The organism is Pantoea sp. RCC30.1, from assembly GCF_058148845.1.
Genome location: NZ_JBXUHX010000037.1, coordinates 21,917 through 35,697 on the forward strand (window position 1 = coordinate 21,917; position 13,781 = coordinate 35,697).

14 protein-coding genes and 1 other annotated feature are annotated in these 13,781 nt (G+C 50.1%); of the genes, 9 read left to right on the plus strand and 5 right to left on the minus strand.

Annotated features, from left to right (window positions below; genetic code table 11):
* From AC2LB6_RS21620 to AC2LB6_RS21635, 4 genes are all read left to right on the plus strand, one after another.
* Positions 1 to 680, plus strand: a 680-nt coding sequence (locus AC2LB6_RS21620; RefSeq protein WP_490095079.1) for a phage repressor protein CI, incomplete at its 5' end; no start/stop codon positions are given.
* A 7-nt stretch (positions 681 to 687) separates the two neighbouring features.
* Positions 688 to 936 (plus strand): hypothetical protein, encoded by a 249-nt coding sequence (locus tag AC2LB6_RS21625; RefSeq protein ID WP_490095080.1) that lies wholly within the window; start codon positions 688 to 690, stop codon positions 934 to 936.
* Between the two features lies 1 nt (position 937).
* A complete protein-coding gene (locus AC2LB6_RS21630) occupies positions 938 to 1,957 on the plus strand; it encodes a phage integrase (protein ID WP_490095081.1) in 1,020 nt (339 codons plus the stop codon).
* 8 nt (positions 1,958 to 1,965) lie between these two features.
* Complete coding sequence (locus AC2LB6_RS21635; protein ID WP_490095082.1) at positions 1,966 to 2,913, plus strand: hypothetical protein; 948 nt, start codon at positions 1,966 to 1,968, stop codon at positions 2,911 to 2,913.
* A gap of 235 nt (positions 2,914 to 3,148) precedes the next feature.
* Here the strand turns inward: AC2LB6_RS21635 and AC2LB6_RS21640 are convergent, their stop codons facing one another.
* Positions 3,149 to 3,685: a GNAT family N-acetyltransferase gene (locus tag AC2LB6_RS21640; RefSeq protein ID WP_490095083.1), complete on the minus strand. Its 537-nt coding sequence runs from the start codon at positions 3,683 to 3,685 to the stop codon at positions 3,149 to 3,151.
* Positions 3,686 to 3,975: 290 nt separating this feature from the next.
* On the opposite strand from AC2LB6_RS21640, the gene AC2LB6_RS21645 reads away from it, so the two are divergent.
* Complete coding sequence (locus tag AC2LB6_RS21645) at positions 3,976 to 5,055, plus strand: 3-deoxy-7-phosphoheptulonate synthase (RefSeq protein WP_490095084.1); 1,080 nt, start codon at positions 3,976 to 3,978, stop codon at positions 5,053 to 5,055.
* 5 nt (positions 5,056 to 5,060) lie between these two features.
* Complete coding sequence (gene tyrA / locus AC2LB6_RS21650; protein ID WP_490095085.1) at positions 5,061 to 6,182, plus strand: bifunctional chorismate mutase/prephenate dehydrogenase; 1,122 nt, start codon at positions 5,061 to 5,063, stop codon at positions 6,180 to 6,182.
* A 32-nt stretch (positions 6,183 to 6,214) separates the two neighbouring features.
* Here the strand turns inward: tyrA and pheA are convergent, their stop codons facing one another.
* The 4 genes from pheA to bamD form a co-directional block, all read right to left on the minus strand.
* A complete protein-coding gene (gene pheA, locus AC2LB6_RS21655) occupies positions 6,215 to 7,390 on the minus strand; it encodes a bifunctional chorismate mutase/prephenate dehydratase (protein ID WP_490095086.1) in 1,176 nt (391 codons plus the stop codon).
* Between the two features lie 22 nt (positions 7,391 to 7,412).
* Positions 7,413 to 7,537, minus strand: a sequence feature (Phe leader region).
* Positions 7,489 to 7,536 carry a pheA operon leader peptide PheL gene (gene pheL, locus AC2LB6_RS21660; RefSeq protein WP_187507180.1) on the minus strand — a complete coding sequence of 16 codons (48 nt, stop codon included), beginning with the start codon at positions 7,534 to 7,536 and terminating at the stop codon, positions 7,489 to 7,491. Its footprint overlaps the feature before it by 48 nt.
* An 88-nt stretch (positions 7,538 to 7,625) precedes the next feature.
* Positions 7,626 to 7,961 (minus strand): ribosome-associated translation inhibitor RaiA, encoded by a 336-nt coding sequence (gene raiA / locus AC2LB6_RS21665; protein WP_003849030.1) that lies wholly within the window; start codon positions 7,959 to 7,961, stop codon positions 7,626 to 7,628.
* Positions 7,962 to 8,239: 278 nt separating this feature from the next.
* Positions 8,240 to 8,971: an outer membrane protein assembly factor BamD gene (bamD, locus tag AC2LB6_RS21670; protein WP_090965572.1), complete on the minus strand. Its 732-nt coding sequence runs from the start codon at positions 8,969 to 8,971 to the stop codon at positions 8,240 to 8,242.
* Between the two features lie 129 nt (positions 8,972 to 9,100).
* On the opposite strand from bamD, the gene rluD reads away from it, so the two are divergent.
* From rluD to clpB, 3 genes are all read left to right on the plus strand, one after another.
* Positions 9,101 to 10,078 (plus strand): 23S rRNA pseudouridine(1911/1915/1917) synthase RluD, encoded by a 978-nt coding sequence (gene rluD / locus AC2LB6_RS21675; RefSeq protein WP_490095087.1) that lies wholly within the window; start codon positions 9,101 to 9,103, stop codon positions 10,076 to 10,078.
* Positions 10,078 to 10,806: a purine nucleoside phosphorylase YfiH gene (yfiH, locus tag AC2LB6_RS21680; protein WP_490095088.1), complete on the plus strand. Its 729-nt coding sequence runs from the start codon at positions 10,078 to 10,080 to the stop codon at positions 10,804 to 10,806. The genes rluD and yfiH overlap by 1 nt, the downstream gene beginning before the upstream one ends.
* A 113-nt stretch (positions 10,807 to 10,919) precedes the next feature.
* Entirely contained in the window at positions 10,920 to 13,505 is a 2,586-nt protein-coding gene (clpB, locus tag AC2LB6_RS21685) for an ATP-dependent chaperone ClpB (protein ID WP_490095089.1), read from the plus strand.
* The last annotated feature ends 276 nt before the right edge of the window (positions 13,506 to 13,781 follow it).

A 13,781-nucleotide genomic window follows, 5' to 3' on the forward strand; every position in this document is an offset into this window, starting at 1 on the left:
ACACGGGAGTAAGCCTTAGATGGCTGGTTAATGGTGAACTTGCAAATGTAAGTTCAGATGGAGTGAAGCATCCCTCTCTTAAAGGGAAGAAACTTCACGACACTATGCTGGCTAATGGCGGGCGGGCAGTGTTGGATCGCATAATGCACGCATATGGCTTTACTATGCAGAAGCAGCTTGGTGACTTGCTTGATATTCCTTCAGCGACGATGAGCGCATGGGTTCGCAGAGATTATTTTCCAGGTGATGTTGTCATTACATGCGCACTTGATACGGGGGTTTCTCTTTCTTGGTTAGCTACTGGCCATGAGGATGAGGCACTACCTAAAAGAGATTTAGCGGATCAGCTGATACCATCCATACCTGCGCGAAAACTCTCTGGAGGCACATTAGAGAATCAGCCTGATGTAAGTTTTAATCTTTCTCTTTTTGGCTTTGATTTAAGTAACCCCCTATATATTCAACGCGGCTCGATATCATGGATCGTGGAAGGGGGCGCTCAGACCATTGGCAATGGTGATTGGCTATTAGATATTGATGGAAATAAAGATATTTATACCGTGTCACGCCTTCCGGGTAATAGGATCAAAGTTACTAACAATACATCTTCATTTGAATGTTCAGAAAGTGATGTAAAACCTATTGGCTTCGTAATTCTGACAATATCCAAAAATATATAGGGAAATTATGGCCGAGTTTATTTTATTAATAATTGCGACAGTGAGCGGTATTGTTTCAGCTCATATTAATTGTAAAGCAAAAAGCATCAGAGGTTTTAAAGCTTTTATGAGCCTATGCTTTGGTGGGGCAGTGCTGGGTACAATAATGCTTTTTAGTTTCTTAGCTCCTATGTGGGTTTCATATTCAATAGCGGCTGTATGTATTGCCATCCTAATCAATAATATATCTAAATTTAAAAAATCTTTGGTTAGATAACATGTCCATCAAAAAACTGTCGTCTGGCGAATGGCTTGCTGATTTTTATTTAGATGGTCGCGGCAGTCGACGCATCAGGAAAAGCTTTGCAACAAAAGGTGAAGCGGTAGCTTTTGAAGATTACACGCGCGCTGAGGCCGAAAACAAACCGTGGATAAAAGAGAAGGAAGATCGCCGCAAGCTTAGTGAGTTAATTAAACTCTGGGATTCTCTACATGGGCAGTCACTCAAGGCCGTCAAATCTCGGAAGGCAAAGTTAGATATTGTGTGTGCCGGATTAGGAGACCCGATAGCTTCTCAACTGACGGCAAAAGACTGGGCGCATTATCGTGATCGTCGGCTTAAGGGCGAGATTTCTAACGGCTATCACGACGACCAATCAAAGTGGAAAGTAAAGCCTATAACGGTTAATAGAGAACAAAACTATCTTGCCGCTGTGTTCAATGAACTGAAGCGGTTAGGGGAATGGTCACTACCTAACCCACTGGAAGGCGTCAGGACGTTCCGGGAAGATGAAAAAGAAATGTCCTGGCTAACTATGAAGCAGATCACTGAGTTACTTGAAGCGTGCGAAAGTTACGGCAAGCCAGACCTGACAATGATTTGCAAAGTATGTCTTGCTACAGGTGCGCGCTGGACTGAGGCTGAAACCCTGACCCGCTCTCAACTTTCGCCCAATAAGCTGTCATTCTTCAAAACGAAGGGCGGTAAAAACCGAACTGTTCCCATCCAACAGTGGTTCTACAATGAACTGAAGGAACGACAAGGGAGGATGTTCAAGCCCTGCTATCAGGAATTTAAGAAAATGCTAGCTACCACAAATATTCAATTGATAGAAGGGCAGAAAACACATGTTTTACGCCATACTTTTGCCAGTCATTTCATGATGAATGGTGGCAATATTCTTGTACTGCAAAGGATTCTTGGGCATGCGAACATCCGTGAGACCATGAAATATGCTCATTTTGCTCCGGATCACCTTGAAGAAGCTGCAACCTTAAATCCACTTTCAAAATTATAGGTCTAAATATGGATAATCAAGAGCCTACAAAAAGTAAAGATACAGAAGAAGAAAATGATAGTCGGAGTAGTAACGGAAAATTCATAAATTGGCTTAAAGATAAGTGGGATGAAATAGATTATTCTTTAAGTGAGTGGAAGGGGGTTGTAAATATAATAGAACTTATAACATGGATTTTAATTCTTAACTCGCTTTTTTCTTATGGCGCAAATGAATATCGAACTTTTGGAGGAGAAATTAGTTTTAAAAGTTTGTGGTGGTCTACTCCTGTTTTTGTAAAGACAGGGATTTTTTGGTTACTTCCTTTAGCATTCACCATGGTTTATAGGATCTCGCCTATTTTTGCGGGGGTTCTTAGGGTTTTCTCTATCAGGCTAGAACCGACTTTTAATGAAAGATATTCAATTAAAAGGGCGGAGGAGATATCACTACGTAATCTGTCGAGAAGTGAAATTGCTGAGAAATACGTTCAGTCATTAGTATCCTCATCCACTTCATTATCAAAAGATATTTATTCTAAAGGAAGTGTTTATCTTCTTTTTGGCGTCTTGTTTTCAATTGTAGGTTTACTTTTTTTCTACTTTCAAATTCATAGTTTGAAGTTCGATGGCAATTTAACAAATGCAATTATTACTATGGTCCCAAACTTTGGTGTTTTGATATTCTTAGAGTTTATTTCTTTCTTCTTTTTGAAACAATATAGAGCCTCAATGGATGACTTTAGATACTATGAAGCTATTAAAAGGTCACGTGAGGAAACTCTAGCCGTAATAAAATTACTAGCTATCAGTGATGAAAAAAGGGATTACCTTTCGATTCTGGATAATTTAAGTTTTAGTTCCGCTGTCGGTAAGCTGGAAACTGGGCAAACCAGTGAGTTCATTGAAGCTAAGAAGTACGACAAAAATGAGATGGATGTACTGGCGAAAATAGTTGAAGCCATATCTAAAAAGTAGTCAAAGACTTGATGTCCACAAATTGACTACCTAGCATGTACGCGTCAGCATTTGGTTGCACCAGATATAGAAGTAACTAACTGTTTTATAAATAAAATGCTTATGTATCAATGATGCCGTGAAAAAGCGTCTTAACTAAGGTATCGCTAACGCGACATCTAAAAGTTAATAGCAAACAAGGGGTTGGCGTGATGCCAGCCCCTTTTTTTGTCTTGATGCCTGCCCATTTGTGCAGTTAACCATCATCCGGCCGCTGAAAATGATAAATCGCCGTATTAACCGGCCCGGCCTCTAATACGATCAGGCCATAGCGACAGCCAATAAACTGTCCACCACATTTCTCAGCGACTTTCCGACTCGCCAGGTTATCCTCAGCCGCCAGAATTTCAATCACCCTGGTCTCAGGGCGTGAAAACCCCAGCGGCAATAGCTTTGCCACCGCGCAGCTGGCGATTCCCTGACGCTGGGCGTCGCTGCGAACCCAGTAGCCAATTGCGCTGGTGTCGCCCGGATGACGGGCAAAGCGTATCCCTGCGCCACCCAGCAGCCGGTCATGCCGATCAACGATCGCAAACTCTTCTGCTTCTTCTTTCATCCTTTGCCAGTGGGTAAAGCGGATCCAGCTTTCTGCGTCATGAGGCTGATAATCGTGATGCGCCCAGACCATCCACGGTATCAGACTGTCCAGAGAGGCTTTAACTGCAGCGGTAAACGCGGGCACGTCGCTGAGCTCAAAAGGTCGCAGATGGATGTTCAGTGGGGAGGAGTGCATGATGGACTCAGCATTAAAATAATCATTATCCTCATTCTGCCTGCAGTAGTCAGAAAAGCAATCAACCCCATTGTAAATATAATTGTACAGTTTGCCGGTTGCTTATTTTGCGCGCTATTATTTATAATTTACTGATTTTAATATCAATATTTAATATTCACCTCGTCTGCTTTGATCTGTGGTAATAAATGTGTACATATAATATTGCGCTATGTATTGCCTGTGATACAGTATTTGCATTCCTCAACGAGGAGCCCCTATCCGCTAATACGAGCCAAAGGATCGCCATCATGCAAAAAGACGCGCTGAACAATGTGCATATCGCCGGTGAACAGGTATTAATCACGCCTGAAGAGCTGAAGGCGAAATTTCCACTGACCGCTGAACAGCAGGATCAGGTCGCGGCATCGCGCCAGACTATCTCTGACATTATTGCCGGCCGCGATCCGCGTCTGCTGGTGGTGTGCGGACCCTGCTCCATTCACGATACCGAAGTGGCACTGGAATATGCTCATCGTCTGCAAACACTTTCCGAACAGCTGAAAGATCAGCTCTATATCGTGATGCGCGTCTATTTTGAAAAACCCCGTACTACCGTCGGCTGGAAAGGGCTGATCAACGATCCTTACATGGATAACTCGTTTGATATGGAAGCGGGTCTGCACATTGCACGTCAGCTGCTGGTGAACCTGGTTGAGATGGGCTTGCCGCTGGCCACAGAAGCACTGGATCCGAATAGCCCGCAATACCTGGGCGACCTGTTCAGCTGGTCGGCGATTGGCGCACGGACGACAGAATCTCAGACCCACCGTGAAATGGCCTCGGGCCTGTCGATGCCGGTCGGCTTCAAAAATGGCACCGATGGCAGTCTGGGAACGGCAATTAACGCCATGCGTGCTGCTGCAATGCCGCACCGTTTTGTCGGGATTAATCAGGCCGGTCAGGTCTGTCTGCTGCAGACTCAGGGCAATCCGGATGGTCACGTGATTCTGCGTGGCGGCAAAGCGCCCAACTACGGACCTGAGGATGTTGCGCAGTGTGAAAAAGAGATGCTGAAGGCGGGACTGCGTCCAGCCTTAATGATAGATTGCAGCCATGGCAATTCGAACAAAGACTATAGCCGTCAGCCTGGCGTAGCGGAATCTGCTATTGCGCAGATCAAAGACGGAAACCGTTCAATCATTGGTTTGATGCTGGAAAGCCATATCAATGAAGGTAACCAGTCTTCTGAGCAGCCACGCAGCGAAATGAAGTATGGCGTTTCCGTAACCGATGCCTGCATCAACTGGGAAGTGACCGAAACGTTGCTGCGTGAGATGCATCAGGATCTGCAGGGAGTGCTGTCGGCGCGTCTGTCACAAGAGGTTTAAGAGCAATGGTGGCTGAACTGACCGCGTTACGCGATCAAATTGACAGTGTTGATAAGGCACTGCTGGATCTGCTGGCTAAACGGCTGGAGCTGGTGGCTGAGGTAGGGGAGGTTAAGAGCCGTTACGGTCTGCCTATCTATGTGCCTGAGCGTGAAGCGTCGATGCTGGCTTCCCGTCGCAAAGAGGCTGAGGCGCTCGGCGTACCCCCGGATCTGATTGAAGATATATTACGTCGCGTGATGCGTGAGTCCTATACCAGCGAGAATGACAAAGGCTTTAAAACCCTCTGTCCTGAAATGCGCCCGGTGGTGATCGTCGGCGGTAAAGGCCAGATGGGTCGACTGTTTGAAAAAATGCTCGGCCTGTCAGGCTACACGGTTAAAACGCTGGACAAAGAAGACTGGCCTCAGGCTGAAACGCTGCTTAGCGATGCCGGTATGGTAATCATTAGTGTGCCGATTCACCTGACCGAGCAGGTCATTGCCCAGCTGCCGCCACTGCCGGAAGATTGTATTCTGGTTGATCTGGCGTCTGTGAAAAACCGGCCTCTGCAGGCGATGCTAGCCGCCCATAGTGGTCCGGTGCTGGGTCTGCATCCGATGTTTGGCCCGGACAGCGGTAGCCTGGCAAAACAGGTAGTAGTCTGGTGTGATGGAAGACAGCCGGAAGCGTATCAGTGGTTCCTGGAGCAGATTCAGGTCTGGGGGGCGCGTCTGCATCGTATAAGCGCGGTTGAGCATGACCAGAACATGGCCTTTATTCAGGCACTGCGTCACTTTGCCACCTTTGCCTATGGCCTGCATTTAGCCGAAGAGAACGTCAATCTCGATCAGCTGCTGGCGCTGTCGTCACCGATTTACCGGCTGGAGCTGGCGATGGTGGGGCGGTTGTTCGCTCAGGACCCACAGCTTTATGCGGATATTATCATGTCGTCAGAGAGTAATCTGGCGCTGATCAAACGTTATTACCAGCGGTTTGGTGAAGCGATTGCGCTGCTGGAACAGGGCGACAAGCAAGCATTTATTGCCAGCTTTAACCGGGTTGAACAGTGGTTTGGCGATCACGCGAAACGCTTCCTGGTGGAAAGCCGGAGCCTGTTGCGCTCGGCTAATGACAGCCGGCCATAAATGAAAAAGGCATCCTTGCGGATGCCTTTTTTCTATTCGGCAGTTTCATCGCCTGGTTCAGCGGGCACCACATTCTCGCTAGGGTAGCAGCCCAGCACCTTCAAAGAGCGGGTCATGGTCTGAAGTTCCTGAAGAGCCTGCTGCATCCGCTCAGATTGCAGGTTGCCCTGCACATCAATGTAAAACATCTCTTCCCACGGATTGCCATTAATCGGGCGTGACTCCAGCTTACTCATAATCAGGTTGTGCTGACGTAGCACCAGCAGAGCGTCAACCAGCGCACCCGCCTGCTGGCCGGTTGCCATAATCAGCGTGGTTTTGGCTGGTACCTGATCTGAAACCTCAATGGATTTGCGGGCCAGAACGATAAACCGGGTATGGTTCTGTTGCTGATTCGCCAGATTACGTTCCAGCACCTGCAACTGATAAAGTTCGCCACCGGCTTCACTACCCAGCGCCGCCACCTTAGATGAGTTGAGCGCAGCCACTTTCTCCATCGCTGCCGCAGTACTCTCGGTATATTCAATTTTCCAGTGTGGGAAACGGTTAATAAACTGGCTGCACTGCTGGAAGGGCTGAGGATGGCTGTACACCGTCTCAATCTGCTGCAGATCGGTGGGGCCATTCACCAGCACGCAGTGGTCGATAGGTAAGGTCAGTTCGCCCACGATAGAGAGGCTGGTCTGTTGCAGCAGATCGTAGACATCATTGATCGAGCCCGAACTGGTGTTCTCAATCGGCATCACGGCGTAATCAGCCAGGCCATTTTCGACCTGCTTGATGATGTCGTGAAACTTCAGGCAGCCACACTCCACCATGCTGTCGAAATGACGTGATGCGTAGTTGCGTGCGGCAAGGTGCGAGTAAGAGCCTTTCGGGCCGAGGAATGCGATACGGGCGGCATGCGCATGAGGATGGTTGAGGTTTTTCTGCAGCAACGCTTGCTGAGTCAACACGGAATCTTCGATGACCAGCTGGAACAGGCGGGTGATGTAGTGGGCATCCAGCTTGTGCGCTTTACCCAGCACAATCAAATTCTCCAGCAGCGCGCGCTCGCGTTCCACATCCCGAATCGGGCGATGCGTTGCCAGTTTTGCTTGTGCGACTTCCACTGCCAGCAGACGACGCTCGGCCAGCAGCGTCAGAAGTTTTTTATCCACTGCGCTAATCTTATCGCGTAGCGCCAGCAATGGATTGTCGGGATTCATAGGGCTCACCTGTATGCTATCCAATAAAAAAGCCTCCCGGTTGGGAGGCTTCGTTGTTCGTCTTCGCTTTCATTTTCACACGACGAATGGCCTCCCGTTCAGGGGAAGGTAAAAAAGAAAGCGAAGAAAAACAGATCAAGTTTCATGATAACGTCCGAATAGAGAGTGACCTGAGAGTAACCGTACTGCTTAAAAGCTGTCAATAAAAAACGCGCCCGGAGGCGCGTTACGAAAATCAGGACTCTTCGTCGGCGGGTATAATGTCTTTTACGCTGGCACTGGCACGGCGCGCTTCAGACTTGTGCTGCACTTTATTCAGCTGCCGCTCGAGCTTCGCAATCAAATCGTTGATGGCGGTATACATATCGTCATGTTTGGCACTGGCCACCAGAGTCCCGTTCGGTGTGTTAATAGTGGCATCAGCCACGAATTCTTTGGGTTCTTTGGACAGGACAATATGCGGATTAATCAGGTCGGTTTGCCATTTTTCAAGCTTGGCGAGACGGTCTTCAACATGGCTTCGGATTGCCGGGGTGATGTCCATTTGTTTACTGGTAATGTTCAGAATCATCGTTCTTACCTCTCTGTCATTTCCGTCTTGGTCTTCTCAGCATAGCGCGAAAAAGCGTTAAATGTGAGATTTAGATCACGAAAAAATGTCACTTTTTGTCAGTCACAACATTCTGTGAGAAAGGCAGAGAAACTGGCTGAAATGGCTTGAAGCGAAACGATTAACACGGCATGCTTGATGAGTTAGCTCACTGGCATCAGATCCATTCCTGACTGTTCTTTGAGCAAAAAAAAGCAGCCATTGCAGGCTGCTTTTTTTGTGGCTGAAATCAGGTGCTATCAGCTTTTGTTTGCTGCAATGATTTTCGCCACTTTATCGGCTTCAGCGTTCAGCTGCAGATTGCGGTAAGCATTTTCCATCAGCGGCAGGGCATCGTGTGTCGCCTGCGTATCCGGGTAATCGCGCATCATACCTTCGACACGGTTAACAACCGCGACATAAGCCTCACGCTTAGTATAGAATTGCGCCACTGACAGCTCATATTTAGCCAGACGGTCTTTCAGATAGACCAGACGTTTCTGAGCATCAGCCGCATACTGGCTGTTCGGGTAATTACGCAGCAGCTGGGAGAAGTCGCGGAAAGCATCACGAGCGTGCGTCGGATCGCGGTCAGAACGATCGATACCAAAGAAGCCCTGCAGCGCGGAGTCATCCAGCGCCATGTCCGTCAGACCTTTCATATAGATGACATAGTCAATGTTCGGATGCGTGGGGTTCAGACGCATAAAGCGAGCAATGGCAGCCTGCGCCAGGGGCAGATCGGCATTTTTATAGTACGCGTAGATTAAATCCAGCTGCACCTGCTGCGAATAAGGACCGAACGGATAACGATTATCCAGCGCTTCCAGTTGCTTAATCGCGGCTTTAAAGTTACCGTCCTGCAGCTTTTGCTGCGCTGTAGCATAGATTTCAGAAGGCGGGTTGTCCGGTACCGCGTCATTTGAGCCGGAACAACCAACAAGTGCCAGGCTCAGTGTGGCAGCAGCCACCAGATGTTTCATACGCGTCATGACGAAGTGATTATCCTCAAATGTTATGGCGGAAGCTGTCCGTATAGCTCCCGGTAATGACCAGGTACGATAGCACATTATATTAAACGGCATCGCCGTGAAAACCCAACGTTAACGAAGAAGCTGTATATGGCACAACAAGTTCAACTCACCGCAACGGTATCCGAATCACAACTCGGACAACGCTTAGATCAGACTTTGGCGGAATTGTTCCCTGATTATTCACGTTCTCGCATAAAAGAGTGGATCCTTGACCGTCGCGTTACAGTAAACGGCGTCATGGTCGATACACCCAAAGAAAAAGTGCTGGGCGGCGAGCGGGTCGCGATTGACGCTGAGATCGAAGAGGCACAGCGCTGGGAACCGCAGGATCTGCCACTCGACATCGTTTATGAAGATGAAGACATTATTGTCATCAACAAACCACGCGACTTTGTGGTTCACCCTGGCGCCGGTAATCCGGATGGCACGGTATTAAACGCCTTACTTCATCATTTTCCTGCGATTATGGATGTGCCACGCGCGGGCATCGTACACCGCCTGGACAAAGACACCACCGGTTTAATGGTGGTCGCGAAAACCGTGCCGGCTCAGACGCATCTGGTGGACTCGCTGCAACGTCGCGAAATCACCCGTGAATATGAAGCGGTCGCAATTGGCAATATGACGGCGGGCGGCACTGTTGAGCAGCCTATCAGCCGTCACTCAACTAAACGCACCCACATGGCGGTACACCCAATGGGTAAACCGGCGGTGACGCATTACCGCATCATGGAGCACTTCCGGGCTCATACGCGTCTGCGACTGCGTCTGGAAACGGGTCGTACTCACCAGATCCGTGTGCATATGTCTCACATCAGCCATCCGCTGGTGGGCGATCCGCTTTATGGTGGCCGTCCGCGTCCGCCAAAAGGGGCATCAGAAGCATTTATTACTACGCTGCGCGGTTTTGACCGTCAGGCCCTGCACGCCACGATGTTGCGCCTCTATCACCCAATCAGCGGTATTGAGATGGAATTTCATGCTGCGCTTCCGCAGGACATGGTTGATCTGATCGCGGCGTTAAAAGCAGACACTGAAGAATTCAAAGACCAGATGAATTGGTGATGAATCTGATTACTCCTCAATGGCCTGCGCCGTCACGCGTTCGGGCCTGCTCGACGCAGCGACAGGGCGGCATAAGCACGTCGCCCTGGGATGCGCTGAATCTCGGCGGGCACGTAGGGGATAATCCGGATATGGTGGCGCGTAACCGGCAGTTGCTGGTGGAAGAAGCGGGCCTTCCTGCGATCCCGCAGTGGCTGGATCAGGTCCATGGCACTGAGGTTGTGCGTCTGATAGCAGGAGAAAGTACGCCTCTACGTGCTGATGCCTGTATCACCAATCAGCCCGGCGTCGTCTGCGCCGTCATGACCGCTGACTGTCTGCCAGTTCTGTTCTGTTCGCAGGATGGGACGGAAGTGGCGGCGGCACATGCAGGCTGGCGCGGACTTTGTGCGGGCGTACTGGAAAATACGCTGGCGCAGTTTCGCTCGCCGCCTGAGCAGATTCATGCCTGGCTGGGACCGGCGATCGGACCGGAAGCGTTTGAGGTTGGTGCAGAAGTGCGTCAAGCCTTTATGGCTCAGGAGCCCCGCGCCGTGCAGGCTTTCCGTCCTTCAGGCGGCCGTTTTTACGCTGATATCTGGCTGCTGGCGCGTATGCGGCTGCAGGCAGCGGGCGTGAATTCAATCAGCGCCGACAGCCGTTGTACTTTTACGCAGCGCGATGATTTCTTCTCCTTCCGCCGTGATGGGATCACCGGGCGTATGGCAACTTTGATCTGGCTGTTATAACCTTACGCCATAAGACGGTCCAGTTAGCGTATTTTTTACTCAAATCTCAGGTCATTAACCTTGAAATTTTGAGGGATGACCTCATTTAATCTCCAGTAGCATTTTGACCTGTAATGGGAGGAATTATGCGTCTGGATCGTCTTACTAACAAATTTCAGTTGGCTCTCGCCGACGCGCAGTCCCTGGCTCTGGGACACGACAACCAATTCATTGAACCTCTGCACCTTATGAGCGCATTGCTTAAACAGGAAGGCGGATCGGTTTCACCTTTACTGACTTCGGCCGGTGTCGACGTTACGCCTTTTCGCGCTCAGGTTGAGCAGGCCATCGATCGCCTGCCACAAGTTGAAGGCAGCGAAGGGGACGTACAACCCTCATCTGACCTCGTCCGGGTATTAAACCTGTGCGATAAGCTGGCGCAGAAGCGCAACGATAACTTCATTTCATCAGAATTATTTGTTCTGGCCGCCCTGGAATCTCGTGGCTCACTGGCCGATCTGCTCAAAGCAGCGGGCGCAACACGCGAAAAAATCACCAGTGCGATTGAACAGATGCGGGGAGGAGACAACGTGAACGATCAGGGGGCTGAAGATCAGCGCCAGGCATTAAAGAAATACACCATCGATCTGACCGAGCGTGCCGAGAAGGGCAAACTCGATCCGGTCATCGGCCGTGACGAAGAGATTCGCCGCACCATTCAGGTTCTGCAGCGCCGTACAAAAAACAATCCAGTGCTGATTGGTGAACCTGGTGTGGGTAAAACTGCGATTGTCGAAGGGCTGGCGCAGCGCATCATTAACGGTGAAGTGCCTGAGGGTCTGAAAGGTCGTCGGGTACTGGCGCTGGATATGGGTGCGCTGGTGGCTGGAGCGAAATATCGTGGTGAGTTCGAAGAGCGTCTGAAAGGGGTGCTGAGCGACCTGTCGAAACAGGAAGGCAACGTCATTCTGTTTATCGACGAACTGCACACTATGGTCGGTGCGGGTAAAGCGGACGGTGCGATGGATGCCGGCAACATGCTTAAGCCTGCGCTGGCACGTGGTGAATTGCACTGCGTGGGTGCCACGACGCTTGATGAATATCGTCAGTACATTGAAAAAGATGCCGCGCTGGAGCGTCGTTTCCAGAAAGTCTTTGTGGCTGAGCCAAGTGTGGAAGACACCATCGCCATTCTGCGTGGTCTGAAAGAGCGTTATGAACTGCATCACCATGTGCAGATCACTGACCCGGCGATTGTCGCGGCGGCGACCCTGTCTCATCGCTACATTGCTGACCGGCAGCTGCCGGATAAAGCGATTGACCTGATCGATGAGGCAGCATCCAGCATTCGTATGCAGATGGACTCGAAGCCGGAGTCACTGGATCGCCTGGAGCGCCGTATCATTCAGCTGAAGCTTGAGCAGCAGGCACTGAAGAAAGAGGCGGACGATGCCAGTATTAAGCGTCTGGAGATGCTGGAAACCGAGCTGAATCAGAAAGAGCGCGAATATGCTGAGCTGGAAGATGAGTGGAAGACAGAGAAAGCCTCGCTGTCCGGCACGCAGAACATTAAAGCTGAACTTGAGCAGGCGCGTCTGAATTTAGAGCAGGCACGTCGCCAGGGTGACCTCGCTCAGATGTCAGAGTTGCAGTACGGTAAAATTCCGGCACTGGAAAAACAGTTAGCAGCAGCGACTCAGGCGGAAGGCAAAACCATGAAGTTACTGCGTAACCGGGTAACCGATGTGGAAATTGCCGATGTGCTGGCTCGCTGGACCGGTATTCCGGTGGCACGAATGATGGAAGGTGAGCGTGATAAGTTGCTGCGCATGGAGCAGGATCTGCATGGCCGGGTCATCGGACAGGATGAAGCGGTTGAAGCGGTATCGAATGCTATCCGCCGTAGTCGCGCTGGTCTTTCTGATCCCAACCGGCCGATCGGTTCCTTCCTGTTCCTGGGACCTACCGGGGTAGGTAAGACCGAACTGTGTAAGTCGCTGGCTAACTTCCTGTTCGACAGTGACGATGCGATGGTTCGTATCGACATGTCCGAATTCATGGAAAAACATTCGGTGTCGCGGCTGGTGGGCGCACCTCCGGGCTATGTCGGCTATGAAGAGGGCGGTTATCTGACCGAAGCTGTACGTCGTCGCCCTTATTCTGTAATTCTGCTGGATGAAGTCGAGAAGGCGCATCCTGATGTCTTCAACATTCTGCTGCAGGTGCTGGATGATGGGCGTCTGACGGATGGGCAGGGTCGTACGGTCGATTTCCGGAACAGCGTGGTGATCATGACCTCTAACCTGGGATCGGATTTAATCCAGGAGCGGTTCGGCAATCTCAGCTATCCGGAAATGAAAGATATTGTGATGGGTGTGGTCGGACAGCATTTCCGTCCTGAATTCGTCAACCGTATTGATGAGGTGGTGGTGTTCCATCCGCTGGCTGAGAAACACATTGCGTCCATTGCGCAGATTCAGCTGCAGCGATTGTACAAACGCCTGGATGAACGTGGCTATCAGCTGCACATCTCCGATGATGCAATCAAACAACTGGCGGAGAACGGGTATGATCCTGTCTATGGTGCGCGTCCGCTGAAACGTGCGATACAGCAGCAGATCGAGAACCCGCTGGCTCAGCAGATCCTTGCAGGTTCGCTGGTGCCGGGTAAAACCATCGAAATGGATGTAGTAAACGACGTCATAACTGCACATCAGTAATAGTGCGAATCGAAAAACGGGCCTCTGGCCCGTTTTTTTTGTCCTTTCAAGGGGCTTTTGTTTATTTATTACTCCTTTTGAGTGCAAATTGACCGGTCAGCAAAAAAGTCTCAATTTGCACTTGCGCTATCTCAGCCGTTCCCTATAATGCGCCTCCATCGACACGGAACACCGGCAACGGGAAACGGGTTGAGAGGCGCAGGAGACTGAGCCGCCGGAGAAAAACTTCTGAAATAGAGGTTGACTCTGCAGGAGGAAAGCGTAATATACGCCACC